Source organism: Streptomyces sp. SPB162 (assembly GCF_029504575.1).
GTDB lineage: Bacteria > Actinomycetota > Actinomycetes > Streptomycetales > Streptomycetaceae > Actinacidiphila.
On record NZ_JAQFII010000001.1, the window covers coordinates 4316093 to 4342008 of the forward strand.

Genomic DNA, 25916 nt, shown 5'->3' on the forward strand with positions numbered 1-25916 from the left:
AACCCGAGCCTACGACCCGGCGATCGGTGATTCCGCCTCGATGGACCCCGTGAACCCCGCCGACTTCCGGGAGTCGGCGGGGCGCCGGTCCGGCGCGCCCGCCACCGGGTCGCGGGCGGGAACGAGGACGGCCGCGGCGCAGGCGGCCACCCCCGCCACGGCGAAGCCGGGCCAGTAGCCGGCGCCGGTGATCAGGGCGCCCATGACCGGCGGGACGAGAGCGGCCGTCAGGTTCTGGCCGGTGTTGTGGATGCCCAGCGCGCGACCGGACCAGGCGGGCCCGGCGCCCTCGGCGGTGGCGGTGAAGGACAGGCCGTTGGTGCTGGCCGTGATGCCGATGGCCAGGACCAGGGCGACGTCGGTGAGGGGGGACGGGAAGGCGGCCGTCAGCGCGGTCGCCCCGATGACCGCGGCGGTGATCAGGGCGAGCTGCCGCATCGGCCGCATCCGGCTGCCGACCCGGTCCGACCAGCGGCCCACGACGATCCGCGAGACCGCGCCCAGCCCCTGGCCCACCGCCACCAGCTGCCCGGCCGCGACCGGCGACCAGCCGCGCGCGTCGACCAGCAGCACCAGCGCGAAGGCGCCCGCCGTGAACTGCGGGACGACCAGCAGCGCGCCGGAACCGTGGACGCGCCACAGCACCTTCGAACCGCGGTACGGGTTGGCGGTGCGGACCGCCGTGCCCTTGACGGCTCGGGCCGGGTCGGCGGCGAACCCGGCGATCAGTACCGCGATCACCCCGCAGAGCACGGCGAGGAAGCCGATCGCGCCCCGCACCCCGTACGCGGCGGCGATCGGCGGCATGGTCAGCGCCGCCAGGGCCATGCCCAGCGGGGTGGAGGTCTGCCGGATGCCCATGGCCAGCCCGCGCTCCCGGACGGAGAACCAGCCCATCACCAGCCGGCCGCTCGCCGAGTAGACGGAGGCGGAGGCCGCCCCCGCCAGGACGAGGACCAGGCCGAACGCGGCCATGGAGTGGATCGTCGCGGCCATCCCGAGCAGTACGGCCGCCAGCCCCAGCCCCGAGGCGATGACCACGCGCTCGCCCCAGCGGTCGGCGGCCGCGCCCCAGGCGATCAGGGCCAGTACCAGCCCGGCCGTCGGGCAGGCGGCCAGCAGGCCGACCTGGGTGAGGGTGAGGTGCTCGGCGGAGCGCAACTCGTCGGCGAGGGACGGGATCGCGTAGACGAACGCGCAGGCCGAGGTCTGCGCGGCGGTTCCCAAGGCGAGCATCAGCCAGCGCAGGGGCGTCCGGGGCTGTGGGGGAGGGGAGTCGGGCGTCTGCATCGCTGGGTGCGCCTCCTCGGTCGGTGGTGCGCACAACTATGCCGCTGTTCTGCATGGTGAGACAGAGTGTTTCGAATCGTGGGACAGCGGATGGAGGATGTTTCGGGTGGACGCCGGAGTTCGGCGAGTCGATATCAGGTTTTAACCCTCGAACGCCTGTCGCGCTACGCGCGTTGACCCTAGGCTCCCCCCACATCGGCCACACCTGGACGGCTCTCCACCTTGAGGACGCAGAGGGAATTCATGTCTCTGGCACGTAGATTGACCGCCGCGGCCGCCGGGCTCGCGGCCATCGGCGCGCTCGCCGCCGCCGCTCCCGCGCACGCCGGCCACGGTCACGGCGGTGGCCACGCCAGCCGCACCGTGGACCTCCAGCTGCTCGCCCTGAACGACTTCCACGGGAACCTGGAGCCGCCCGCCGGTTCGTCCGGCCGCGTCACCGAACTCCAGGCCGACGGCACCACGAAGACCGTCGACGCGGGCGGCGTCGAGTACCTGGCGTCGAGCCTGCGCACCGCGCGCGCCGGCCACGACCGCTCGCTCACCGTCGCCGCGGGCGACCTCGTCGGAGCGAGCCCGCTGATATCCGGGCTCTTCCACGACGAGCCGAGCGTCGAGGCGATGAACAAGCTCGGCCTGGACGTCACCAGCGTCGGCAACCACGAGTTCGACGAGGGCAAGGCCGAACTGCTGCGCCTGCAGAACGGCGGGTGCCACCCGACCGACGGCTGTTACGAGAAGGGCCGGAAGTTCAAGGGCGCCGACTACTCGATCCTCTCGGCGAACGTCGTCAACGAGAAGACCGGCAAGCCGCTGCTCGCGCCCTACTCGATCCAGAACGTCAAGGGCGTGCGCGTCGGGTTCATCGGCGTCACGCTCAAGGGCACCCCGAACATCGTCTCCGCGGACGGCGTCAAGGGCCTCACGTTCCTCGACGAGGCCGAGACGATCAACAAGTACACCAAGGAACTGAAGCGCAAGGGCGTCAACGCAGTCGTCGCGCTCATCCACGAGGGCGGCCTCCCCGCCTCGCCCGCGTACAACTACAACTGCGACGCGGGCGGCGCCGGTTCCGGGCTGTCCGGGCCCATCGTCGACATCGCCAAGAAGACCTCGGCCGACGTGGACGCCCTCGTCACGGGCCACACCCACAACGCGTACGTCTGCACGATCCCGGACCCGGCCGGCAACCCGCGCCTGGTGACGAGCGCCTCCTCGTTCGGCCGGCTCTTCACCGAGCTGGACATGAAGTACGACCGGCGGACCCAGGACATCGTCCGCACGTCGGTCAAGGGCTCCAACCACGTCGTGAACCGCGTCCAGCCGAAGGCCGCCGACCTCACCCAGCTCGTCGACCACTGGCGCACGCTGGCCGCACCGGTCGCGAACCGCACCGTCGGCTACATCAGCGCGGACATCAAGGCGAACGACGCCGACGGCAACGAGTCGCCGCTCGGCGACGTCATCGCCGACGCGCAGCTCGCCTACGGCAAGACCCTCGACCCCAAGACGGCCATCGCCCTGATGAACCCCGGCGGCATCCGCACCGACCTCGTCTACGCGCCTTCCGGCAGCGAGGGCGCGGGCGTCGTCACCTACGGGGAGGGCTTCGCGGTCCAGCCGTTCAGCAACACGGTGAACCTCGCCGACCTCACCGGCGCGCAGGTCATCACCGCGCTGCAGCAGCAGGTCAGCGGCTCCAACCAGGCCTCGCCCAAGATCCTTCAGGTCTCGTCGGGGCTGACGTACACGCTCGACCTGACGAAGACCGGCGCCGACCGCGTGGTCGCGGGGACCGTCAAGCTGGGCGGGGTCGCGATCGACCCGGCCGCGACGTACCGCGTCGCGATGAACTCGTTCCTGGCGGGTGGCGGGGACGGGTTCGCCGCGCTCGGCTCGGGGGTCAACCGGGTCGTGGGCGGCGACGACCTGGCAGCTCTGAACGCCTACCTGACGGCGAACTCGTCGGCTGCCACCCCGCTGGCACCTCCGGCGGCTGACCGGATCACGGTCGTGAAGTAACCCCAGCCGGTCGCTGGGACGGGGGTCGGGGCTGCGGCCCCGACCCCCTTACGTTTCTGCCCGCGCCGCCACCGCGGGCGGCGCGGTGGGGGCGCCCGGGAGGCGGACGGTGGCCACGGTGCCCCCGCCGCCGGCCGGGCGCAGGCTCACCTCGCCGCCCGACTGCTGCACGGTGCGGGCCACGATCGACAGCCCCAGGCCGCTGCCGGGCAGGCTGCGGGCGGACGGTGAGCGCCAGAAGCGCTCGAAGACGTGCGGGAGTTCGTCCTCGGGGATGCCGGGGCCGTGGTCGCGGACCATCAGCACACCGTGCTCCAGACGTACTTCGACCGATCCCGCGGGCGGGCTGAACTTCACCGCGTTGTCCAGCAGGTTCACCACCGCGCGCTCCAGCGCGGCCGGCTCCGCCCGCACGTACCAGGGCGCCAGGTCGGCCCTGATCGTCAGATCGGGCCCGCGCAGCCTGGCCCGTTCGAGCGCGGCCTCCGCGACCTCGTGCAGGGCCACCACCTGCAGCGTCGGCGCCGCATCGGGGCGGGACAGCTCCTGCAGATCGCCGATCAGCGCCGCCAGCTCCGTCATCTGCGCCTTGACGCTCGCCAGCAGCGCCTTGCGGTCCGCCGGCGGAATCGGCCGCCCGGCGGCTTCGCTGCGCTCCAGCAGTTCGATGTTCGTGCGGAGGGATGTCAGCGGCGTGCGCAGCTCGTGCCCCGCATCCGCGATCAACTGCTGCTGCCGGTCCCGCGACGACGCCAGCGCGGCTGTCATCGCGTTGAAGGACTCGGAGAGCCGCGCGATCTCGTCCTCCCCCTCGACGGGGATCCGGACGCTGAGGTCCTCGGTCCGTGCGACGTGTTCCACGGTCTCGGTGAGCCGGTCGACCGGCTTCAGCCCGGCGCGGGCGATCAGCAGCCCGGCGCCGCCGGCGCCGACGACGCCGATCCCGGCGACCGCGAGGAGCACCCAGGCGAGGGTGGAGAGGGGGTCGTCGATCGTGCTCAACGGCTGGGCGATGGAGACGGCGATGCCGGTCGTCGTGCCAGGAGGGCCTTCGAGCGAGCGGGTGACGACCCGCATATCGGTCTGGCTGCTGTCAGCGGTCGTGGTGTTGTGCACCGCGTACCGCTGGGTGCCCTTCATCACCGCGAGGTCGCTCTCGTGCACGGTGAGCTTGGCCTTGCCGGGATACGTGCAGGTCTGCCCGTCGCCGTACACGATCTGGGTCGTGTACGGCGTGGGCTGCACGACACCCTCCGAGGGCGACGGCGACGTGCAGTCGCGGGCCAGCCGCCGCAAGTCGTTGATGTCCACCTTGGCCGAACGCAAGGTGGTGTCGAGCTGGTTCGTGAGCTGCTGTTTCGTGATCAGCCAGCACGACAGTGCGACCGCCGCCACCGCCACCGCCACCGCCGCGGCGGTGAGGATCGCCAGCCGCGAACGGAGTGGCAACCGTTTCATGACGTGCCACCGTCCGGCGCCCGCAGCGCGTAGCCGACGCCTCGGACGGTGTGGACCAGGCGGGGGAGACCGCCGATCTCGGTCTTGCGGCGGAGGTACATGACGTAGACGTCGAGGGAGTTGGAGGAGGGCTCGAAGTCGAAGCCCCAGACGGACTTGAGGATCTGCTCGCGGGTCAGGACCTGGCGCGGGTGGGCGAGGAACATCTCCAGGAGGGTGTATTCGGTGCGGGTGAGTTCGACGGGGTGGCCGGCGCGGGTGACCTCGCGGGTGGAGGTGTCCATGCGGAGGTCGGCGAAGGTGAGGGCGTGGTCCTCGTCGACGGCGGCCGACGCGGCGGCGTAGGAGCTGCGGCGCAGCAGGGCGCGCAGCCGGGCGAGGAGTTCGTCGAGTTCGAAGGGCTTGACGAGGTAGTCGTCGGCGCCCGCGTCGAGGCCGGTGACGCGGTCGCCGACGGTGTCGCGGGCGGTGAGCATCAGGATGGGCACGGTCACACCCGTGGCGCGCAGCCGGCGGGCGGTGGTGAGGCCGTCCATGCGGGGCATCAGGACGTCGAGGATGATCGCGTCCGGTCGGTAGCCGTCGACCTGGTCGAGGGCGGCCATGCCGTCGGCGGCGATGGCGGTGTCGTAGCCCTCGAAGGCGAGGCTGCGCTGCAGGGCTTCGCGTACGGCGGGCTCGTCGTCGACGATCAGAATGCGGTGGGTCTCGCCGTTCTCGCCGGGGCTCATGGGGGTCGCGACCTCGTTGCGGTGAAGGGGGGTGGTGACGGTTATCAGCCTCGCACGGTGGCGGGGCGGTGGCGTGCGGAGGCACGTCGGGCGGGGGCCGGGGTGGCGACCTCGGCGGCCCTGGGCGGCTGCGGGGCCGGGGCCATCGGCATCCCGAGCGGCAGGTCGAGGTCGGCGGGGCCGGTACGGACCGCGGGGTGGGCCGCGGGGTCACCGGCTCCCCAGGAGACGGCGGCGGCGAGGGCGTGCCGGGCGCGGTTGACGTGGACGGTGATGTTGCTGGTCATGGGTTGTGCCTCCCCTGAATCGGAACTCGGGCGCGGCCACGGGCCAGATGGGGCGGACCGCAGGTCAGCTCGTGCCGCCGTCGCGCAGTGAGCTGAGATCTGCCGTGACGGTGTTGATCGGGATGGAGAAGCCGAGGCCGACGCTGCCGGCGCTGCTGCCCGACGAGCCGGACGAAGCGGCCGAGTACATGGCGGAGTTGATGCCGATGATCTCGCCGTTCATGTTGATCAGCGCGCCGCCGGAGTTGCCGGGGTTCAGGGACGCGTCGGTCTGGATGGCCTGGTAGGTGGTCGTGGAGTTGCCGGTGTCGCCGTTGTACCGGTTGCCGCCGAACTCGAACGGCCACTGGCCGGAGCCGCCGTTGCCGCCCTGGCTCTGGCCCTGGCTCTCGTCGGTGGAGACGGTGACGTCGCGGTTGAGCGCGGAGACGATGCCGCTGGTGACGGTGCCGGTCAGGCCCTCGGGCGAGCCGATGGCCACGACCTGGTCGCCGACGGCGATGCCGTCGGAGTTGCCGAGTTTGGCGGCGGTGAGGCCGCCGGCGTTGTCGACCTTGATGAGCGCGAGGTCCTTCTTGGCGTCGGTGCCGACGACCTTCGCGGTGGCCGTCTTGCCGTTGCTGTAGGTGACCTTGATGCTGTTCGCGCCGGCGATGACGTGGTTGTTGGTGATGATCTCGCCGTCGCTGGTGATGATCACGCCTGCACCGGTCGACTGGCCGGCGTTGGAGGTGGCGCCGATCTCGACGATGCTCGGGCTGACGGCGGCGGCGACACCGGCCACGCCGGTCTTGCTGGAGCTGGCGTTGACGGCGGCCGCCGCGGTGCTGACGGAGGAGTGCGAGGTGGTGTTGCCGACGAGCGCCACCGTTCCGCCGCCGACGACGCCGGAGGCGATCGCCACCGCGGCGAACAGGGCGATCGGCTTGCGGACCTTGCGCCGCGAGGAGGGGACGGGGGAGGGGCCGGACGAGGGCTGTGCGCCGGGCGGCGGCGGGGGGTAGGTCCCGCCGTAACCGCCGCCCGCCTCGGCTGCCGGGGGTGCCTGGTGGGCCGCGTACGATCCGCTGGGCCACACGGTGACCCCGGAGGGGGTCGTCACGGGCTGCTCCGGCTCGTACGCCGGCGGGGGCGGGTAAGCCGCGTTCGGGTCGTAGTCGCTGTTGCCGCGGTGCGTGTGATCGGTCATGTCACTGACTTTGCGGCGGCAAGATGAGAGCTTGCTGAGCGCCCGCTGAGAAGCCCGGCAGAAGTAGGTATGACCGATATAAAGGGCAGGGGCCCCGGCCTTGAGCGGGGACCTACTGGCAGCCGCAGGAGGCCCGGACGACCAGCCGGGACGGGAACTGCCGCAGTCGGTCCCGGCGGGTGCCGTTGACGCGCAGCGAGTCGTCCAGGACGAGGTCCACGGCGGCGCGGGCCATCGCCTCGCGGTCCGAGGCGACCGTGGTGAGGGGCGGGTCGGTGAGGGCCGCTTCCTTCACGTCGTCGAAGCCGGCGACGGCCAGTCCGCCCGGCACGTCGATGCGCAGCTCGCGCGCCGCGCGCAGTACGCCGATCGCCTGGTCGTCGGTGGCGCAGAAGATGGCGGGCGGCCTGTCCGGACCCGCGAGCAGCCCGAGGGCGACCTGATAGGCGTCGTAGCGGTTGTAAGGGGCTTGGAAGAGCCGCCCCTCGATGGAGCGGCCCGACTCGCGCATCGCCCGCCGCCAGCCTTCGACGTGATCGGTGACGGGGTCGCCGAGGACCGGGGTCTTCTCGGTGCCGCCCAGGCACGCCACGTACTCGTGGCCGTGCTCCAGCAGGTGGCGGGTGGCGAGTTGCGCTCCGCCGATGTCGTCCGTGACGACCGCGTACTCGTCGATCGCCTCCGGCCGCTCGTGCAGCAGGACGATCCGGGCGTCCCACGCCTCTATCTCGGCGGCGGCATTGGCGCTCGGGCCCTGGCTGATCAGGATCAGCCCGGAGACCCGCATGCCGAGGAAGGCACGGAGGTAGTGGATCTCGCGGTCGTCCAGGTAGTCGGAGTTGCCGACCAGGACCATTTTTCCGCGGTCGGAGGCCGCCTGCTCGACCGCGTGCGCCATCTCGCCGAAGAACGGCTGACGAGCGTCCGGGACGATCAGGCCTATGAGGTCCGTACGGCGGCTGGCCATCGCCTGGGCCACACGGTCCGGGCGATAACCGAGCTGCGCGATGGCCGCCTGCACCCGCTCGCGGGTGGCCGGGGCGACCGGCCGGGGTCCGTTGTTGATGACATAGCTGACGACGGCGGTGGACGTACCCGCCAGCCTGGCCACATCGTCACGCGTCACCTTTGCCACGGGCCGCAGTCTACGCGGGTCCACCCCGTCCGTTACGCGGATCTGTCGGCGCTCGCACGCGCTCGGGCCTGAGCCTGGGCCTCGGCTTGCGCCTTTGCCTGGGCCTGCGCCTTCGCGGCTTCCTCGGCGGCCCGCTCCACCTTTTCCGGGGTGACGAAGCGGTAGCCGACGTTCCGGACCGTACCGATCAGGGACTCGTGCTCGGGGCCGAGCTTCGCGCGCAGCCGCCGGACGTGGACGTCGACCGTCCGGGTGCCGCCGAAGTAGTCGTAACCCCAGACCTCCTGCAGCAGCTGCGCGCGGGTGAAGACCCGGCCCGGGTGCTGCGCGAGGTACTTGATCAGCTCGAACTCCTTGAAGGTCAGGTCCAGGACCCGGCCCTTGAGTTTCGCGCTGTACGTCGCCTCGTCGACCGACAGGTCGCCGTTGCGGATCTCCATCGGGCTGTCGTCGGCGCCGATCTGCTGGCGGCCCATCGCGAGCCGCAGCCGCGCCTCGACCTCGGCGGGACCCGCCGTGTCGAGCAGGACGTCGTCGATGCCCCAGTCGGCGGTGACGGCGGCGAGGCCGCCCTCGGTGACGACCAGGACCAGCGGACAGCCGGGCCCCGTGGAGCGGAGCAGTTGGCACAGCGAGCGGACCTGGGGCAGGTCGCGGCGGCCGTCGATCAGGATGACGTCGGCGCCCGGGGTGTCCACCAGGGCGGGCCCCTCGGCCGGCGCCACGCGGACGCTGTGGAGCAGCAGCCCGAGCGCGGGAAGTACTTCGGTGGACGGCTGGAGGGCGTTCGTCAGGAGCAGGAGAGAACTCACCGGCTGCTCCTGACGGTCGTCCGGTACTGCTGCACGCTTTGCTTGCCCATTTGCGAACCCTCCTCGGTCCCTGCGAGGACGTACCTGGTGAAGCGGTGTCTCAAAAAGCGGCGTCTCAATAGGTGGTCAAAAAAGCTGGTCCAGAAAGCACGAAAGGACCCGGGGGCGACGCTGCCCGGATCCTCTTCCCCAGGAGAATAGCCCACATGGAGAGCGTCAGTGAGTCCCTGAACGGGCCTTTGTGTGTTTCATCGATCACTTCGGGTGCTCGGCGTGCGGTTCTGTTGACGGAGGACGGCGTACGAATCGAGGCCGAACACCGGCCGTCGGACGGCGGAACTTCCGGCACGGGGGATGGGCCGTACGGAGGCTGCGCGATCGTCGTCGCGCATGGCTTCACCGGGGCCCTGGAGCGGCCGGCGATCCGCCGGGCGGCCGAGGTGTTCGCCGAGTTCGCGGGCGTGATCACCTTCTCCTTCCGGGGCCACGGCGGCTCCGGCGGCCGGTCCACCGTCGGTGACCTGGAGGTTCTCGACCTCGACGCGGCCGTGGGGTGGGCGCGGCGCCTGGGGTACCGGCGGGTGGTCACGGTCGGGTTCTCGATGGGCGGCTCGGTCGTGCTCCGGCACGCGGCGCGGCCCGCGCAGGCGCCCGAGGGGCGCATGGGAGCACCGACCGGCGGATACCGGCTGGGCGGCGCCCCCGACGCGGTCGTCGCGGTGAGCGCGCCGGCGCGCTGGTACTACCGGGGGACGGCGCCGATGCGGCGGCTGCACTGGGTGGTCACCCGGCCGACCGGCCGGCTCGTCTCACGCCTCGGACTCGGCACCCGGATCCACCCGCACGAGTGGAACCCCGTTCCGCTCTCCCCGATCGAGTCCGCGGCGCTGATCGCCCCGACGCCGCTGCTGATCGTGCACGGCGACCGCGACGCGTACTTCCCGCTCGATCACCCCCACTCGCTGGCGGGCGCGGCCGGCGACGCGGCCGAGCTGTGGATCGAGCCCGGGTTCGGCCACGCGGAGAACGCGGCCGACGACGCTCTGCTGCGCCGGGTCGGGGCCTGGCTCGGCACGGTCTGACCGGACCCGCGCCGGGGCTCACGACCTGCCTTCCGGGCGGGTGTCATCATGGACGGCGGCTGTACCTCACAGGAGCCGCAGGGCTCCGTGAGACCGCGAAGACAACGACAAGGAACCGCTATGGCGGCAAGCGACATCCCGGTGAGGCCCGCCCCAGGCGCCGGCACGATCCGCTACTGGGCCGCGGCCAAGGCAGCGGCCGGCACGGCCGAGGAGCCCTACCGCGCCGCCACGCTGGCGGAGGCGCTCGCCGCCGCGCGCGAACGGCACGCGCGGCAGCCGGAGTTCGCCCGCGTGCTGCTGAGGTGCTCGTTCCTGGTCGACGGCGACCCCGTCGGGACCCGCGACCACGCGGGTGTGGCGCTGGCCGACGGCAGCACCGTCGAGGTCCTTCCGCCGTTTGCGGGTGGGTGACATGAGCTCCTCCGACTGGGACCAGAACCCGAACCCGAACCAGAATCAGCACCAGCACCCGAACCAGAACTACAACCCGGACGCGTACGACCCGTACGCGGGCGGGCAGCCGCAGGCGTACCCCGGGCCGATGCCGCCCGCGGAGCCGTGGCCGAACCACCAGCAGGGGCAGCAGTACGGGCAGCAGTACGGGGGCGGCTATGCCGCATCCGGATACGACGCTCCCGCGCAGCAGCCGTACGACGACCGGAACGGCGCCCAGCAGCCCCAGCAGCCCCAGTACGACCAGTACGGGCAGTACCCGTCGTACGACCCGGCGCCGCCCGAGGGGGACCACACCGCCGTGCTGCCCGCCATCGACGACTTCCCCTCCCAGCCCGCGCAGGCCGCCCAGCTCGCCCGGTCCGCCCAGGAACCGGCGCCGGAGCCGCCCACCGGCGGCAGGCGTGCCGCCCGCGGCCGGGCCGCGGTGCCGGCCGCCGGGCAGCGCACGGGTTCGCCGATCATCGCGCCCGGCATGCAGCCGGCCGCGCTGACCGCCGTCCTCGCCCTCCTGATCGCGGGCGCGGCCCTCGTCGGCCGTCCCGGGCTCGCGCTCGTGGTAGCGGTTCTGCAGGCCGTCACCGCCGCCGGCTGGTTCCGGCTGAACGGCATGTGGCCGGCCCGGCAGGGCATCGTGCTGGCCTTCCTCGCGGGCGTCACGGCGGACACCGCGCTGCTCCTGACCGACGGCGACGACGTTCCGGCCGTGGTCGTCGGGACGTTGGGGACGTGGCTGCTGCTGGTCCTCGTGCTGCAGATGCGCCACCGCGGGACGACCGACGAACGGCTGTCCTCGCTGACGGCCACCTCGGCGTCGACGCTGATGACCGTCCTGGCCACCGGCTTCCTCGCGGTCGCCTGGACACCCGGCGGCAGCGATCCCGTGGTGGTCGGCGCGGTGGCGGTCGCCGTCGCGACGCTCGCCCGTGCCCTGCCGCTGCCCGGCGCCGCCTCCGTCGTGGTGGCCCTGCTCGCCGCCGCGGGCAGCGGCATCGCCACCGGCCGGCTGACCGACCTCGGCACCCAGGGCGCGCTGCTGGGCCTGGCCGCCGGCGCCTGCGCCGTCATCGGCCTGCGCGTCGCCAGTTACGACTTCCCGTCTCGCTTCGTCCACTTCACCGCGGGCGTCGCGCTCCCCCTGACGGCCGCGGCGCCGGTCGTGTACGCACTGGGCCGGGTCCTCACGGGCTGAGGCGACGCCCCCGGAATCCGGGCCCCGGGTCCGGGCGGGCCGCTGTCACAACCTCTCGACAAACGACAGCGGTCCCCCCGGGCACCGGGGGAAGGCGGTTAGGGTCGATCGATCACGCCTGAACCGGGGGAGAGCAATGCGAGCCGCACGGATACTCCTGATCGTCCTGGTCGTGCTCGGCGGGCTGTTCGTCGCGGCCGACCGCATCGCCGTGTCGGTGGCCGAGGACAAGGCCGCCGAGCGCGCGCAGACGACGCAGGGGCTGAGCTCGAAGCCCGACATCTCCATCAAGGGCTTCCCGTTCCTGACGCAGGTCGCCTCGGACAAGCTGGACGATGTCAAGATCACCGCGCACGACATCCAGGCGGGCACCGGCGGCGAGCGGCTGCGGATCGACAGCTTCACCGCGGACCTGCGCGGCGTGAACCTCTCCGACAACTACCAGCGGGCGGTCGCCGACACGGCGGACGGCTCGGCGTTCATCACCTACGCGGACCTGACGGCCGCCGCGCCCCCGGGCGTGACGGTGGCGTACGGGGGCGCGGGTAAGGACGGCAAGGGCAAGGTCAAAGTGACCGGCAGCGTCACGGACGTGCCGTTGCTCGGGACGGTCAAGAAGAGCGTCACCAGCGTGGTCAGCGTCGAGAAGGGCAACACGGTGCGGTTGCACGCCGACATGATCCCGGGTGTCGACTCCATCCCCGGTCTCGACAAGCTGATCCGCAACAAGATCGACTTCACCCGGAGCCTGGCGGGACTGCCCGCCGGCATCACGGTCCAGTCGGTCGTCACGACCCCGAGCGGCATCTCGGTGGCGGCTTCCGGAACGAACGTCGTGCTCGCGGGCTGAGTTCTCGCGGGCTGAGACGGTGGCGTCCGCACCTCAGTCAGGAACATCGCCTGGAAGCCCGTCGGGCCCGCCGCACCAGGGCGGACCCCCTCTCCGTCCCAATATCCGGACAATCTTGTCTCGGTATATGACACGCTGGTGACACCCCCGGGGAGGTTTCCCTACGATCGGGGTCATGAAGCGACAGGCGGATCTCACGAAGCGGCGGGCAGTCGACCTGTGCCGCGTCGCCGCCAGTCTCTGTCGCATGCCATAGGGGCGGCAGCCTTCTACGTACCGGACCAGGCCCGACGGCCGTCCGTGTACGCCTGCCTCCCCGGCGTTCCTCGCACATTCTGCGCAATGCCGCGCCCCGTCTTGGCGCATCCGTACTGCCCCGGAGGAGAACAAAATGAGCCGCAGTGACGTCCTTGTGGACGCCGATTGGGTCCAGAACCACATCGACGACCCCAAGGTGGTGATCGTCGAGGTGGACGAGGACACCTCGGCCTACGAGAAGAACCACATCCGTAACGCCGTGCGCATCGACTGGAAGTCCGACCTGCAGGACCCGGTCCGCCGCGACTTCGTCGACCAGGCCGGCTTCGAGGCCCTGCTCTCGGCCAAGGGCATCGGCAACGACGACACCGTGGTTCTCTACGGCGGCAACAACAACTGGTTCGCCTCGTACGCGTACTGGTACTTCAAGCTCTACGGCCACGACAGCGTCAAGCTGCTCGACGGCGGTCGCAAGAAGTGGGAGCTCGACTCCCGCGACCTGGTCGCCGAGGTCCCCCAGCGGGCCACGACCACGTACAAGGCCAAGGAGCAGGACACCTCGATCCGCGCGTACCGTGACGACGCCGTCGCCGCGATCAACACCCTGAACCTGGTCGACGTCCGCTCGCCCGACGAGTTCTCGGGCAAGCTGCTCGCCCCGGCCCACCTCCCGCAGGAGCAGTCGCAGCGCCCGGGCCACATCCCGAGCGCCCGCAACATCCCGTGGTCGAAGAACGCCAACGACGACGGCACCTTCAAGTCCGACGAAGAGCTCACCAAGCTCTACCAGGACGAGAACGTCGACCTGGCGAAGGACACCATCGCGTACTGCCGCATCGGTGAGCGCTCCGCGCTCACCTGGTTCGTGCTGCACGAGCTGCTCGACCAGCCGAACGTCAAGAACTACGACGGCTCGTGGACCGAGTACGGCTCCCTCGTCGGCGTCCCGATCGAGCTCGGCGCCAACGCCTGAGTCCGGTTTCAGACCCGTTCAAGACCACCCCTCAAAGGATCAGACATGTGTGGAGCAAAGGCCGGCGGCCCGGACTTGGCAGGAGTTGACGTGGCGAGCGAGACGATCATTCAGGGTTCTGTGACCCGCGACGGCGAGCCCATCAGCGGCTACGTCCGTCTGCTCGACGGCGGCGGCGAGTTCACCGCGGAGGTCCCGACCTCGGCGACCGGACAGTTCCGTTTCTTCGCCGCCCCCGGTACCTGGACGCTGCGCGCCCTCGTCCCGGGCGCCACGGTGGACCGTACGGTCGTGGCCCAGCAGGGCGCGGCGGCCGACGTGGCCATCGCCGTCTGAATCCCGTCCTGACCGGTCGCCGTCGGGCCGTCTCCCGACGGTGACCGGACAGGGGAAGGGCCGCACCTGGAGGTGCGGCCCTTCGCGCTGTCCGGATGCGGGGTCCGGACGTACGGTGGATCTATGTACGCGCGCCGGCGTCGCCACTGGTACTTCGCCATGATGGGCAGCTGCATCCTGCTGTTCGTGCTGGCCTGGGCCGTGGTGCGGCTGTGGTCGGTGCCGGCGGCCGTGGCGATGTGCGTGGTCGCGATGGTGATCCCGCCGTTCGCCGCCATCGTGGGGAACCGTCGCGAGCCCGGCGACTTCTGGGACGACCCGGCCGACAGCTGGCTGGAGGACGAGCCCGCGGACGACTCCTGGATCCGTGACGAGGAGGCGGCGAGAGCGCGGGCGGCCGGGAAACGGCCGGACGCCGGGGGCTCCGACGGCCCCGCTCAGTAGGCGGGGGCAGCTCAGTAGACGGCACGGCCCCGCTCAGTAGACGGGGCAGCTCAGTAGACGAGCGCCTGGACGCCGTCGGCCATGGCCTCCTGCACGAAGACCTGGGCACCCGCGATGCGCACGCCCTCGAGGAGGTCCTTCTCCCCGATGTTCCGGCGGGCCGCGCACTGTGTGCACAGCGTGATGCCGCCGCCGGCGAGGATCCCGTCGATCAGATCCGGCAGCGGTGCGGCGTGCGGGAGTTCGAACTCCGCGGCGCGGCCGGGAAGCGCGAACCACGCGGACTCGCCGGTGAGCCACAGCGAGACCTCCACGCCGCTGGCCACCGCGACCGCCGCCACCGTGAACGCCTGCGAGCAGCGCTCGGGCGCGTCCGCGCCCGCTGTCACCTTGATCACGAGCTTCTTCGCCATGCGGCCAGGCTAGCGCTCCTCCGGTAAGCCACGTGTGTCACACCAGTCCCGCCTGTGTCTTACGTCACGGCAAAAGGATTGCGGGAACGACGTGTCGGCTGGACATAATGCGGTTCCACTCACAATGCGACACGCGTGCGAGTGCTGTGTTGTGTGTTGAGTTCGTGCCCGGGGGGGCTTCCTGTGGAACCTGTACGCCGTCGAGCCGCCGTCATCGCGGCATCGGCCGGAATCGGCATGCTCGCGCTGGTCGGTGTGACCGCCGGACTCGTGGTCGCGCTCGGCTCCTCGTCCGGCCATGCCGACGAGGCCGCTCCGACGTCCTCCGCATCGACCGCCCCGACGGCGAACTCGTCCGCCGGTGCCGCGACGAGCACCCCGAGCGCCGCTCCGTCGGCAGCTGCCACGTCCACCGTCAAGGGCCAGGTCAGCCAGGGCAGGCACGCCGGCGACCTGCGCTTCTTCCTGTTGGCTCCGCCGAAGGACGCCGAGGTCTACGGCGACGAGGCAGGCAGCCCGCTCACCGCCGCCGACCTCGCGAGCACCGCGTCCGACGAAGCCGCAGTGAAGCGCGCCCTGAACGACTACGGCTTCAAGTCCGGCGCCTACCGCACGTATCTCACCGCGGGCGGCGGCGCCGAGGTCACCGTCAAGCTCAGCCGGTTCGCGGATGCCGCTTCGGCCGCCGGGTACTACAACGCCCATTACTACGAGGGCGACAAGCTCACGTTGACCGGCGGCTACCCCGCTCGCGCCTACCACCTCAAGTCCGGCTCCGCGGAGAGCACGGACTCCCTGCTGGCCATCTCGTACCAGGGCGACGTGCACATCACCATCACGGTGACCGGCGGCACGAAAGCGGATCCGAAGCTGCTCCAGAGCTTGCTGGACGCGCAGTACCAGCGTCTCAAGAGCGGCCGCTGAGCCGGTCTTCTCCCGTCCTTCTCACTCCTTCCGGCATCACCCCTGTGGAGACCACCATGTCCGAAGACACCCCTGCGACGGCACCTGAGCCACCGCCAGAACCCCTGGTGGAGCCGGAGCCAGAGCCGGAGCCAGAGCCGGAGCCAGAGCCGGAGCCGGAGCCGGAGCCGGAGCCGGAACGCAAGCCGCGCCGTCGTGGCCGCACCACGCTGCTGATCGCCGCAGCGGCCGTCCTCGGCGTCCTCGCGGGCGCCGCCACCGGCTACAAGATCCAGCAAGACCGTCCGGAAACCCCGCTGCCGCCCTTCGCCCAGCCCCAACTGGTCCAGCCGACGGGCGCCGCGGCCCCCACCGCCCCGCCGGCGGCCGCCGACGACCACCTCGTGACGGTGGACGGCGACCTGCGCAAGCTGCTGCTGGAGCAGCCGAAGGGCGCGGAGGATTCGGACATCGAGGAGGGCGAGGACGGCTGGATGTCGCTCGCCGAGTACGCGGCCACCTTCAAAGAGCCGGCCCGCATGTTCCGGGATATGGGCGGGAACGACTTCCGGCGTGCCGCGGTCGCCTCTTGGAGCGAGGAAAACCACACCCGGACCCGCCTCCGGCTGCTGCAGTTCCGCGACCAGACGCTGTCGTACGCCGACGTCATGCTCGAGGACCAGAAGGAGTACATGGCGGACGAGGAATACGCGGGCAACGGCGGGACGGCGATCCCGGGCGACGCGGACGGCCGCGTCTGGGTCTACTCCAAGCACGGGACCAAGGAGGGCTACGAGCCCCTCTACAAGGCCCGCGGCGTCGCCCGGCGCGGTGACATCTTCATGGAGATCTGGATGTACTCCTCGTCTCCGATCAGCACGGCCACCATCCTGGATGTTTCCAAGCGGCAGTTGGAGCGACTGTGAGCGACGAGGAGAACCCCGTGGCTCCCGCGACGGAGCCGGAAGCGGCACCAGCCACGGAGCCCGAGGTGGCACCTGCCGCGGAGCCGGAAGTGGCACCTGCCACGGAGCCCGAGGTGGCATCTGCCACGGAGCCGGAAGTGGCTCCCGCGACGGAGCCCGCAGCGGCACTAGCCACGGAGCCCGAGGTGGCACTTGGACCCGAGCCGGAAGCAGCGCCCGCGCCCACGTCGCGCCGTGGTCTCGCGCTCGGCATCGCGGCCGCGCTGGTCGCGGTAGCGGCCGGCGGCGGTATCGGCTACGCCGTACTGCACCAGGACGACTCGGCGGACCGGAAGGCTGCCGACGCGCCGTGGAAGGCCCCGGCACCGGCCAAGACCGGCGAGTTCGGTGTCACGTCCGGTGGCAGCCACTACGGGCGCCTCGGCAAGTTGCTGCTCCCGATGCCCCAGGCCTACGAACCCGGCCCTGACGTCCGTGAGTTCGGCAACGACGTCGAGCTGGACGACAAGCAGGCGGCGTCGATGATGAAGGGCAGCGTCGCCCAACTGCCCAAGAAGCAGCGCAAGGCGGTCGAGAAGGCCATCGACGACCTGCATCTGCAGGGTGCGGGCATGCGCACGTACCGGTCGGGCGACGGTACCTACGTCGTCCAGATCCACATCGTGCAGATGAAGAACAAGCAGGCCGCGGCCGAGCGGACCCAGTACTTCGATGAGTTCACCAAGGCTCTGGGGGTCTTCCGCAACGGCCCGAAGATCGCGGGCCACGACAAGGCGCGCTGTGTGCTGCCGCCCACCGAACCCGGCGAGAAGCTCGATGAGATGACCTGCCAGGCCACCGAAGGCGACCTGCTGGTGACGATGGACGTGACCGGCTCCGTGCCGCTGCACAAAACCGAGGCGGCGGACCTGCTCAGGCAGCAGCTCGACCGCATCCAGGACCCGGGGGTGGCGGCATGACCGACCAGTCGATCGCGCCGCAGAACGTGGAGCCGCAGAACGTGGAGCCGCAGAACGTGGAGCCGCAGGACGTGGAGCCCGAGCCGCAAACCGAGCCGGCGCCCACGCCCGAGCCGGCGCCCACGCCCGAGCCGGCCGCCGAAGCCCTGCCGCCGGTACCGCCTCTCCCGGAAGGCCCTCCTCCGTCGGGCCCCCGGGCCGCCCCCGTGCTGCCGGTCGAACCGAAGAAGCCGCGTCGCGTGCTCCGTGCCGTCCTGCGGTGGACATCAGCGGTGCTGGTGTTCGGAGCGCTCGGTGGCGGCGTCGCGTACGGGGTCACCCAGCCCGAGCGGACGAAGATCCCCGGGCTGGAGACGCCGGACGACGGCCGCTGGACGTATCAGCCGCTCGCCCTGCCCAAGCTGCCCGCGGGCAAGCCCGCCGCACTGGACACCGCGCTCAACCCCGGCGGCCGTCACTACGCCGATGTGCGGTCGCTCCTGCTGCCGGTTCCCGAGGGTGCCAAGCCGGATCCGGCCTTCCCGGGGGAGAAGGGCTGGCTGCCCACCGACCGGTATCTGAAGATCTTCGGCACGAGCGGCGCGGAGCCGCAGGGCCGGTATCTGGTCAAGGAGGGGCTGCGCCACATCGCGGCCCGCGCCTGGACCATGCCGGACGGAACGCGCGCCGAGATCTACCTGCTGCAGTTCTCGACCCGGACCTATGTCGAGCGCTACCGCAACGAACTGAGCTACACCCGGCTGGACGGCGCACCCACGGTCGACGAGGAACTGAACCTGGACAACGGCGGAGCCCAGACCGGCGCCGTCGTGTACAAGTACGTGGAGTCGGGGCCCAGCGAAGCGGCCCAGCTGCGGTACGCGTACATCGAATCGGGCGACACCATCGGCCTCGTCGTGCTGTCCCACGCCGGCACGATGCCGGCCGTCCCGTTCCGGCAGACGATCGCGCTGCAGGCCCAGCTCCTCGGCTGAGCCGACGGCGCGGGCCCCCCGCCGGCTCTCGCCGCCCCCGGCCCCCAGCGGGGGCCATCCGGGCCCATCCGGGCCGGTCCGAGTTCGCCACGGCCACGGGGACGCACCTCACAGCGCCGTCCCCGTGGCCGCCGACTAGACTCGTCCCCGGTCCATAACCGCATGCCTGCCCGAGGAGCACACTCGTGCGTATTGAGTACATCTTCGACGCCTTGCTCGTCCTGGTCTGCCTCGGCGTCGCCGCGTTCTCCGTCTTCGCGGTGGCGAAGCTGTACCAGGGCCAGCGCTGACCTCGGCCGCACGGACAACGGAACAGGGCACCACACCATGATCGAGATCCCGTCCGACCTCCACCCCGACCTCGTCCCGCTCGTCTTCCTCCTCGGCAGGTGGGAGGGCGCGGGCGTGTACGACTTCCCCGGCTCCGAGAAGTGCAATTTCGGGCAGGAGGTGACGTTCAGCCACGACGGCCGCGCCTTCCTGGAGTACACCTCGCACACCTGGGTGCTGGACGCCGAGGGCAAGAAGCTGCGCCCGCTGGAGAGCGAGAGCGGATTCTGGCGGATCGACAAGGACCGCAAGGTCGATGTCACCGTCACCCGTGACGAGGGCGTCATCGAGATCTGGACCGGCGAGCTGGCCGACCAGAAGCCGCAGATCGACATCGTCACGGACGCTGTCGCGCGGCTGCCCGAGTCGCCGGAGTACTCCGGCGGCAAGCGGCTCTACGGCTACGTCAACAGCGACCTGATGTGGGTCGGCGAGAAGGCCACCCCCGCCGTGACGCTGCGCCCGTACATGTCCGCGCACCTGAAGAAGGTCGTGGACCCGCGGGAGTGGGCGAAGGACCTCAAGGACCTCCCCGACGACGGGATCGCGTTCTTCAAGTAAGCCGCCCGGGCTTCACGTAGGGCGCCCCGGTTTCAAGCGCGGCGCCCAGGCGGGGAGCCCGGACGTCGCGGGCCCGCGGGCAAGCGGTGTCCGGGGGCCGCGGCTCTACACTGGGGGCTGTGGTGACCACCGACTGGAAGAGCGATCTGCGGCAGCGCGGCTACCGGCTGACCCCGCAGCGGCAGCTTGTCCTGGAAGCCGTGGACGCTCTGGAGCACGCGACTCCGGACGAACTGCTCACCGAGGTGCGCAGGACCGCGTCCGGCATCAACATCTCCACCGTCTACCGGACGCTGGAGCTGCTGGAGGAGCTGGGCCTGGTCAGTCACGCCCACCTCGGGCACGGGGCCCCGACGTACCACCTCGCGGACCGGCACCACCACATGCACCTGGTGTGCCGGGACTGCGACTCCGTCATCGAGGCCGACGTGACGCTCGCCGCGCCGCTCACCCAGGGGCTGCGCGAGGCCTTCGGCTTCGAGACGGACATGAAGCACTTCGCGATCTTCGGCCGCTGCGCCGCGTGCACAGCGAAGGCTTCCGCCGCCGAGTCGTAGGCTTATCGCCATGACCGTCACGTCGAAGAGCCCCTTGCTGTCGCTTCCCGGTGCCGTCCCCGCGGAGGGGCCGGACGAAGGTGTCGCTGGACACTACGGCGACCTGTTCCGCGAACAGCGGGCACTGGCCGACGGGACGGGCTTCGTGGACCTCTCGCACCGCGGCGTCCTCACCGTCAGCGGCGAGGATCGGCTCGCCTGGCTGCACCTGCTGCTCACCCAGCACGTCGAGCAGCTGCCCGCCCACCAGGCCACCGAGGCGCTGGTTCTCACGGCGCACGGCCACATCGAGCACGCGCTCTACCTCGTGGACGACGGTACGACGACCTGGATCCACGTGGAGCCCGGTACGCAGGGCGCGCTGCTCGCGTACCTGGAGAGCATGAAGTTCTTCTACAAGGTCGAGGCGGTCGACGCCTCGGAGCAGTACGCGATCGTGTACCTGCCCGCAGGCGCCATCACGCCCGTCCCGGAGGGCTGGGCCGTCCGGGAGACCGCGCACGGCCGGGACGTCTTCGTGCCACGTGCCGAGCTGGAGTCCTTCGCGGCCGGCGCGGGACGGCCGATCGGGTCGCTGTCGCTGGAGGCGCTGCGGATCGAGGCGCACCGGCCGCGGCTGGGCCTGGAGACCGACCACCGCACCATTCCGCACGAGCTGGGCTGGCTGGAAACCGCCGTCCACCTGCAGAAGGGCTGCTACCGGGGCCAGGAGACGGTCGCCCGCGTGCACAACCTGGGCAAGCCCCCGCGGCGCCTGGTCTTCCTGCACCTGGACGGCAGCGAGGTGAAGCTCCCGCCGCACGGCTCACCGGTCCGCATCGCCTCCGAGGGCGCGGAGAGCCGGCAGGTCGGCTTCGTGACGTCCTCGGCGCGGCACTGGGAGCTGGGCCCGATCGCGCTGGCCCTCGTCAAGCGCAACACGGCGGTCGACGCGACGCTGCTGGCCGACACGACGGTCGCGTCGCAGGAGATCGTCGTCGCTCCTTGACGTCTCTCCGAACCGGTGCCGGATCAGATGTCGATGACCAGGGTGAACGGGCCGTCGTTCGTCAGTGCGACTTTCATGTCCGCGCCGAACCGGCCCGTTTCCACGTCCGCCCCCAGCTCGCGCAGCCGCTTCACGACCTCGTCGACGAGCGGCTCGGCGATCTCGCCGGGCGCGGCGGCGTTCCACGTGGGGCGCCGCCCCTTACGGGCGTCACCGTAAAGCGTGAACTGGCTGATGACGAGCAGCGGGCCGCCGATGTCCGAGCAGGACTTCTCGTCCGGCAGGATGCGCAGGCTCCACAGTTTGCGGGCGAGCTGCGCCGCCTTCTCCGGGGTGTCCTCGTGCGTCACCCCCACCAGAACGCACAATCCCGGGCCGGTGATCGACCCGACCGTCTCCCCGTCGACCACGACACTCGCTTCACTGACCCGTTGGGCAACCGCTCGCATACGGCCATTGTCGCGTGCATGTGCCAACACCACTCGCACGGGTGAGGAGGCGCACGCGACCGCAGGTCGTACGCCCGGTTGGGCGCCAAGCACGCCCGCCGTCGGGGCCGTTCGGGTGCAGAGTCGCTGCGGGGTGTCGGCAGGCAGTGGGACCATCGGAACCTGGGCGGCTTTCGGCCGCGACGAGGGGACGACAGGCATGACCACACCCGGCACTGGAGAGACATCCGGTACCACCGCACCGATCGCACCGACCGCCCCCATCGAGAAAGGCCATCACATGCTGAAGGCCGACGCGCTGGGGCCGCGGCCCCCGGGCCCGCGCAGCCCGCTCGCCGCGGACACCCCGGAGCCCGAGATGGGGGCGCTGGGCCTCGGCACGCTGCGCACCCTGCGACGTGACGCGCAGCAGGAGGAGGCGGACCTGTCGTATCTGCGCCGGCTGCTGCAGGGACGGATCGACATCCTGCGGGCGGAGCTCGGGCGCCGCACGGCGCCGGACGCCCCGCTGCTGGACCGGCTGCCGGAGATCCTGACCGACGCGCCATCGCGGCACCGCTCGTCCGCCCGGCACGTGACGCTGGGCACGCCGCTCACCGAGCGGGTGCGGCGGCTCGCCGAGGAGATGCTCTCCGAGGTCGAGCTGTCGGACCTCGACGCGCGCACCGACCAGGACCTGCACGAGGGGATGGGGCGCCTCGTCCGCCACGAGCAGCAGGTCTCCCGGCGCCGGCAGGCCCTCCAACGGACGGTCGACGGGTGCAGCGCGGAGATCACCCGCCGATACCGTGACGGAGAAGCCAGCGTGGACGACCTGCTCGCCGAGAGCTGAGCGCGGCGGGAGCGCCGGTGGGGCCCACCGGCCTCTCGGCCTCCCGGCCCTCCGATCTCGCCGCCGCGTCCCAGCCGTGCCGCCGCCTCCCAACCCGGCCGCCACCGCAGGAAATCCGGGTGCGTCCCGTCCCGCGGCCGCCTACGTTCGGAGGATGAGCCTCGACCTCCACACCCTCGACGAGTCCGACCTGCCGGAATGGCTCCGCGCGCTGAACAACGGGTTCCTGGCGCCGCCGGCGGTCTCCCCGGAGGAACTCGCGGCCCGCAAGCCGGGATTGGACCTGGACCGCACCCAGGGCGTGTTCGACGAGGGCCGCTGCGTGGCCACCTTCCGCAGCGCGCCGCGTGAGCTCACCGTGCCGGGCGGCGATCGGCTCGCCGCCTCCGCCGTCACCAACGTCACCGTCACCGCGACGCACCGCCGGCGCGGGCTGGCGACCCGCATGATGTCCCACGACCTGGCGGCGGCCAAGGAGCGCGGCGAGGCGGTGGCGATCCTCATCGCCGCCGAGTACCCGATCTACGGCCGCTACGGCTTCGGCCCCGCGACGTGGACCAACGAATGGGACGTCGACATCCCCCGGGCCGGTCTCGACCGCCGCTGGTCGGGTCCCGCCGAGGGCAGGATCGACCTGCTGACACCCGCGGAGATTCGCAAGATCGGCCCCGAACTCCACGAGCGCTTCCGGCGCCTTACGCCTGGCGCGATCGACCGCCCCGACCGCTGGTGGGACTTGGACACCGGGCAGCTGTCCTTCCCGTCCCGGCCCTGGAAGGAACCCTTCTACGCGGCCTACCGGAGCGACTCGGGCCAGGTCGACGGTCTGGCCTCGTACTTCGTCACGGAACACCGGTGGGCGAACAAGTTCCCGAAGATGACGTTGCGGACGAGCGGTCTGATCGCGGCCTCCCCGGCCGCGGAACGCGCGCTGTGGCGCTACCTTTTCTCCATCGACTGGGTCACCGAGCTGAAGTCCGGCTTCCGTGCCCCCGACGACGTCATGCCGCTGCTGCTCGGCGACCCGCGTGCCGCGAGGGTCGAGACGAACGCCGACTTCATGTGGCTCCGGATCCTCGACACCCCCCGCGCTCTGGCGGCCCGCACCTACACCGGCGCCGGTTCCCTCGTCCTGGACCTGCGCGACGCCGCCGGCCTGGCCGGCGGCCGCTTCCGCCTGGAGACGGACCCGGACGGCCGGGCCTCCTGCACCCCGACCGGGGACGCCCCGGACCTCTCCCTCGACATCGCGGACCTGGGAACGCTGTACCTCGGCGACGAGTCCGTCCAGCGCCTCGCCGTCCTGGGCCGCGTCACCGAGCACCGCCCCGGCGCCGTACCCCGCGCGGACACCCTCTTCCGCACCCCGCGCCGCCCCTGGAACCCGGACAGCTTCTGACGCCCGGGCTCCCCACTCCTGCCCGCCCCTACTGCGCCATCAGGATGGCGATCCCGGTGAGGGCGAGGCAGGTGTAGGTGGTGCCGCGGTCCTTACGGTCCAAGGCGATCAGTCCGAAGACGACCGCCCAGGCTGCGCCGTACCTCCACTGGACGAACTGCTCGAAAAGGAATCCGAGAACAGGCATGGCAGGTCCCTCCTTCGTGGCGCTGGGTGGTGACAGAAGGTGGGTGGTTGCGGTATGTCCCGTACGCCGTTGGACGGTTGATGACGCTTACCCCCGGTGCGTCAACTTCGATAACCCCTGGGTAAATCCTCGAAGTCGACTGAGCTGCTTCTCCTTCAAGGGTCTTCCCGGTTGAATGAGGTGAACAACCTAAGTCAGTCAACTTCCCTGGGTTGATTGAGAGTTGTAGCCTGGAACGTATGAGTCCGGGTAGCTCGGAGCAGAACGGCGCGGGGCCACCGTTTCGGCGCATCGCGCGGGAACTGCGTGCGGAGATGGACAGTGGCGTGCTGGCCGCGGGTGATCAGATCCCAACCCAAAAGGCTCTGAGCAGGCGCTTCAAGGTGTCCAGGGCCACAGTCCAGCGGGCACTGGACGAGCTTCGCAAAGACGCCTACATCGACTCGCAGCGCGGCCGGGGGTCGTACGTCCTACGCCCCTCGGCGGCGCCCGCGCACGCGGCGCCCTCGCATGCGGGTCCTGGGCCGGCGGGCGTCGAGCTGGCCGAGCATCTCGAAGCCGCGTTCCGCGTGCCCACGGTGACGCTGGACTCCTTCTCGCTCACCGCGGAGACGCTGAACTCGGCGATGCAGGGCCCGCTCCGGCTCATCCAGGCGGGAGAGCTCGAAGCCCCGGAGTCCGTGAAAGTGCGGCTGCTCCTGCCGTCTCCCGACGCGATGTTGGCCGTGCCGCGGCTGGCCGACGACCCGGAGGACCCGCGGCCGAGAGAAAGGCTGCGGCAGTTGGCGCAGAGCCACGCGCTCGGCCTGCAGAGCTCCGTCGGCCGACTGGCGGACCTGGGCCTCGGGACGGAGGTGTCCGTCGAGATCAAATCCGTGGCGGTCACACCAGTGAACAAGCTCTACCTGCTCAACGAGACGGAATCCCTGTTCGGCTACTACAAGGTTGTCCGGCGCACGGTGTCTTACCGCGGGGAGGACATGGACATCTACGACTTCCTGGGTCTCGGGGCCACACTCTTCCACCACTCCGCGAAGGCCGGCCCCGACCCGTACGGCGCCGAATTCGTGCGGCGCTCGCGGGATTGGTTCGAATCCGTCTGGTCAACCATCGCCGAGCCGTTGACACTTTTCGAGTGACCTCCCCACCGCCCTCCGCCACCTGTCGACGGACCCGTCGTGAACTCGTCGCCGCCGCGGAATGCGTGCTCTTCGACTTCGACGGTCCGCTGGCCGGCCTGTTCGGCCACTATCGGGCGCACGAAGTGGCTCGGGTACTGCGTCGCCGGCTCGACGAGTGGGGACTGACGCCCGCCTTAAAGGATCCGGACAACCCCCTCCAGGTGCTGCGGGACACCTCGAAGGCCTATCGGGGGACGGTGTGGAGCCACCAGGTGGCTGAACTGCAGCGCCTCCTCACCGCTGAGGAGGTGCGTGCGGCGGACTCGGCCGTGCCCACCGAGCACGCCTCTGAGTTGGTCTTCTGGCTCGTCGCCCGTGGGAGCAAGGTCGCTGTTACGACGAACAACTCCGTGGAGGCGGCGAACGTATACCTGGCCCGGATGGGGCTGAGCCCGTTCTTCGGCGCGCATGTCCATGGCAGGCCGGCCGATCCCGAGCTGTTGAAGCCCGATCCGTTCTGCCTGCGGGAGGCCTTGCGGACCACGGGGGCGCGGGCCGAGAACTGCCTGATGATCGGGGACTCCGGCGACGACTGCACCGCGGCTCGAGCGGCTGGTGTCACCTTCCTTGGCTACGCGAGGAACGAGGCGAAGCGGCTGGAGCTGGAGATCGCCGGCGCCGAACATATTACTGACGCACTCGTGCACCTCTTCGAAGAAGACCAACAAATGTAACCGTTCGGGTCTGCTCGATGAGGGGGCTTGCGTAATAGTCTCGACGCCACGCATGGGCTGTGGGGCAC

29 protein-coding genes are annotated in these 25916 nt (G+C 71.0%); 19 read left to right on the top strand and 10 right to left on the bottom strand.

Annotated features, from left to right (window positions below; all coding sequences use genetic code 11):
* Positions 1-9: 9 nt before the first annotated feature.
* Complete coding sequence (locus tag M2266_RS19715; RefSeq protein ID WP_277439368.1) at positions 10-1290, bottom strand: MFS transporter; 1281 nt, start codon at positions 1288-1290, stop codon at positions 10-12.
* A gap of 243 nt (positions 1291-1533) precedes the next feature.
* Between M2266_RS19715 and M2266_RS19720 the strand changes: the two genes are divergently transcribed.
* Positions 1534-3312: a bifunctional metallophosphatase/5'-nucleotidase gene (locus M2266_RS19720; protein WP_277439369.1), complete on the top strand. Its 1779-nt coding sequence runs from the start codon at positions 1534-1536 to the stop codon at positions 3310-3312.
* 48 nt (positions 3313-3360) lie between these two features.
* Here M2266_RS19720 and M2266_RS19725 read toward each other — a convergent pair whose 3' ends face one another.
* From M2266_RS19725 to M2266_RS19750, 6 genes are all read right to left on the bottom strand, one after another.
* Entirely contained in the window at positions 3361-4770 is a 1410-nt protein-coding gene (locus M2266_RS19725; protein WP_277439370.1) for a HAMP domain-containing sensor histidine kinase, read from the bottom strand.
* Positions 4767-5501 (bottom strand): response regulator transcription factor, encoded by a 735-nt coding sequence (locus tag M2266_RS19730; RefSeq protein WP_277439371.1) that lies wholly within the window; start codon positions 5499-5501, stop codon positions 4767-4769. The genes M2266_RS19725 and M2266_RS19730 overlap by 4 nt, the downstream gene beginning before the upstream one ends.
* A gap of 44 nt (positions 5502-5545) precedes the next feature.
* Positions 5546-5788: a hypothetical protein gene (locus tag M2266_RS19735; RefSeq protein ID WP_277439372.1), complete on the bottom strand. Its 243-nt coding sequence runs from the start codon at positions 5786-5788 to the stop codon at positions 5546-5548.
* Positions 5789-5852: 64 nt separating this feature from the next.
* Positions 5853-6977, bottom strand: coding sequence for a trypsin-like peptidase domain-containing protein (locus M2266_RS19740; protein ID WP_277439373.1), 1125 nt, complete (start codon positions 6975-6977; stop codon positions 5853-5855).
* Between the two features lie 112 nt (positions 6978-7089).
* Positions 7090-8112, bottom strand: coding sequence for a LacI family DNA-binding transcriptional regulator (locus M2266_RS19745; RefSeq protein ID WP_138354047.1), 1023 nt, complete (start codon positions 8110-8112; stop codon positions 7090-7092).
* A gap of 32 nt (positions 8113-8144) precedes the next feature.
* Positions 8145-8924 (bottom strand): response regulator transcription factor, encoded by a 780-nt coding sequence (locus M2266_RS19750; protein WP_277439374.1) that lies wholly within the window; start codon positions 8922-8924, stop codon positions 8145-8147.
* Between the two features lie 206 nt (positions 8925-9130).
* Here M2266_RS19750 and M2266_RS19755 point away from each other — a divergent pair, with 206 nt between their 5' ends.
* The 7 genes from M2266_RS19755 to M2266_RS19785 all read left to right on the top strand — a co-directional run bounded on the left by M2266_RS19755 (position 9131) and on the right by M2266_RS19785 (position 14515).
* A complete protein-coding gene (locus M2266_RS19755; protein ID WP_277439375.1) occupies positions 9131-10006 on the top strand; it encodes an alpha/beta hydrolase in 876 nt (291 codons plus the stop codon).
* Positions 10007-10126: 120 nt separating this feature from the next.
* Positions 10127-10420: a MoaD/ThiS family protein gene (locus tag M2266_RS19760; protein WP_277439376.1), complete on the top strand. Its 294-nt coding sequence runs from the start codon at positions 10127-10129 to the stop codon at positions 10418-10420.
* A 1-nt stretch (position 10421) separates the two neighbouring features.
* Positions 10422-11654, top strand: coding sequence for a hypothetical protein (locus tag M2266_RS19765; RefSeq protein ID WP_277439377.1), 1233 nt, complete (start codon positions 10422-10424; stop codon positions 11652-11654).
* Between the two features lie 136 nt (positions 11655-11790).
* The gene (locus M2266_RS19770) at positions 11791-12504 is read left to right on the top strand and encodes a DUF2993 domain-containing protein (protein ID WP_277439378.1); all 714 of its coding nucleotides are present in this window, start codon (positions 11791-11793) and stop codon (positions 12502-12504) included.
* Positions 12505-12895: 391 nt separating this feature from the next.
* Positions 12896-13735, top strand: coding sequence for a sulfurtransferase (locus M2266_RS19775; protein ID WP_277439379.1), 840 nt, complete (start codon positions 12896-12898; stop codon positions 13733-13735).
* Positions 13736-13780: 45 nt separating this feature from the next.
* Positions 13781-14071: a DUF1416 domain-containing protein gene (locus tag M2266_RS19780; RefSeq protein ID WP_138354054.1), complete on the top strand. Its 291-nt coding sequence runs from the start codon at positions 13781-13783 to the stop codon at positions 14069-14071.
* Positions 14072-14194: 123 nt separating this feature from the next.
* A complete protein-coding gene (locus M2266_RS19785; RefSeq protein ID WP_277439380.1) occupies positions 14195-14515 on the top strand; it encodes a DUF3099 domain-containing protein in 321 nt (106 codons plus the stop codon).
* A 50-nt stretch (positions 14516-14565) separates the two neighbouring features.
* On the opposite strand, the gene M2266_RS19790 is transcribed toward M2266_RS19785, so the two are convergent.
* Entirely contained in the window at positions 14566-14928 is a 363-nt protein-coding gene (locus tag M2266_RS19790) for a DsrE family protein (RefSeq protein WP_277439381.1), read from the bottom strand.
* A 183-nt stretch (positions 14929-15111) separates the two neighbouring features.
* Here M2266_RS19790 and M2266_RS19795 point away from each other — a divergent pair, with 183 nt between their 5' ends.
* The 7 genes from M2266_RS19795 (at position 15112) to M2266_RS19825 (ending at position 21126) form a co-directional block, all read left to right on the top strand.
* Positions 15112-15852, top strand: coding sequence for a hypothetical protein (locus M2266_RS19795; RefSeq protein ID WP_277439382.1), 741 nt, complete (start codon positions 15112-15114; stop codon positions 15850-15852).
* A gap of 107 nt (positions 15853-15959) precedes the next feature.
* Positions 15960-16757: a hypothetical protein gene (locus M2266_RS19800; RefSeq protein ID WP_277439383.1), complete on the top strand. Its 798-nt coding sequence runs from the start codon at positions 15960-15962 to the stop codon at positions 16755-16757.
* A gap of 185 nt (positions 16758-16942) precedes the next feature.
* A complete protein-coding gene (locus tag M2266_RS19805) occupies positions 16943-17716 on the top strand; it encodes a hypothetical protein (protein WP_277439384.1) in 774 nt (257 codons plus the stop codon).
* Entirely contained in the window at positions 17713-18690 is a 978-nt protein-coding gene (locus M2266_RS19810; protein ID WP_277439385.1) for a hypothetical protein, read from the top strand. Before M2266_RS19805 ends, M2266_RS19810 begins: the two co-directional genes overlap by 4 nt.
* A gap of 327 nt (positions 18691-19017) precedes the next feature.
* Positions 19018-19581: an FABP family protein gene (locus M2266_RS19815; protein WP_277439386.1), complete on the top strand. Its 564-nt coding sequence runs from the start codon at positions 19018-19020 to the stop codon at positions 19579-19581.
* A gap of 119 nt (positions 19582-19700) precedes the next feature.
* On the top strand, positions 19701-20138 hold the full coding sequence (locus M2266_RS19820; RefSeq protein WP_277439387.1) for a transcriptional repressor: 438 nt from the start codon (positions 19701-19703) through the stop codon (positions 20136-20138).
* A 10-nt stretch (positions 20139-20148) separates the two neighbouring features.
* Positions 20149-21126 carry a glycine cleavage T C-terminal barrel domain-containing protein gene (locus tag M2266_RS19825; protein ID WP_277439388.1) on the top strand — a complete coding sequence of 326 codons (978 nt, stop codon included), beginning with the start codon at positions 20149-20151 and terminating at the stop codon, positions 21124-21126.
* A 23-nt stretch (positions 21127-21149) separates the two neighbouring features.
* Here M2266_RS19825 and dtd read toward each other — a convergent pair whose 3' ends face one another.
* A complete protein-coding gene (gene dtd / locus M2266_RS19830; RefSeq protein ID WP_277439389.1) occupies positions 21150-21575 on the bottom strand; it encodes a D-aminoacyl-tRNA deacylase in 426 nt (141 codons plus the stop codon).
* A gap of 280 nt (positions 21576-21855) precedes the next feature.
* Between dtd and M2266_RS19835 the strand changes: the two genes are divergently transcribed.
* Together M2266_RS19835 and M2266_RS19840 are read left to right on the top strand one after the other, a co-directional pair.
* On the top strand, positions 21856-22407 hold the full coding sequence (locus tag M2266_RS19835) for an ABC transporter substrate-binding protein (protein WP_277439390.1): 552 nt from the start codon (positions 21856-21858) through the stop codon (positions 22405-22407).
* 154 nt (positions 22408-22561) lie between these two features.
* Positions 22562-23806, top strand: a complete 1245-nt coding sequence (locus M2266_RS19840) for a GNAT family N-acetyltransferase (RefSeq protein WP_277439391.1) — start codon at positions 22562-22564, stop codon at positions 23804-23806.
* Positions 23807-23834: 28 nt separating this feature from the next.
* On the opposite strand, the gene M2266_RS19845 is transcribed toward M2266_RS19840, so the two are convergent.
* On the bottom strand, positions 23835-23993 hold the full coding sequence (locus tag M2266_RS19845; protein ID WP_277439392.1) for a hypothetical protein: 159 nt from the start codon (positions 23991-23993) through the stop codon (positions 23835-23837).
* 239 nt (positions 23994-24232) lie between these two features.
* Between M2266_RS19845 and M2266_RS19850 the strand changes: the two genes are divergently transcribed.
* Positions 24233-25132, top strand: a complete 900-nt coding sequence (locus M2266_RS19850) for a GntR family transcriptional regulator (protein ID WP_277439393.1) — start codon at positions 24233-24235, stop codon at positions 25130-25132.
* A complete protein-coding gene (locus M2266_RS19855) occupies positions 25129-25848 on the top strand; it encodes an HAD family hydrolase (RefSeq protein WP_277439394.1) in 720 nt (239 codons plus the stop codon). Before M2266_RS19850 ends, M2266_RS19855 begins: the two co-directional genes overlap by 4 nt.
* Positions 25849-25916: the final 68 nt, after the last annotated feature.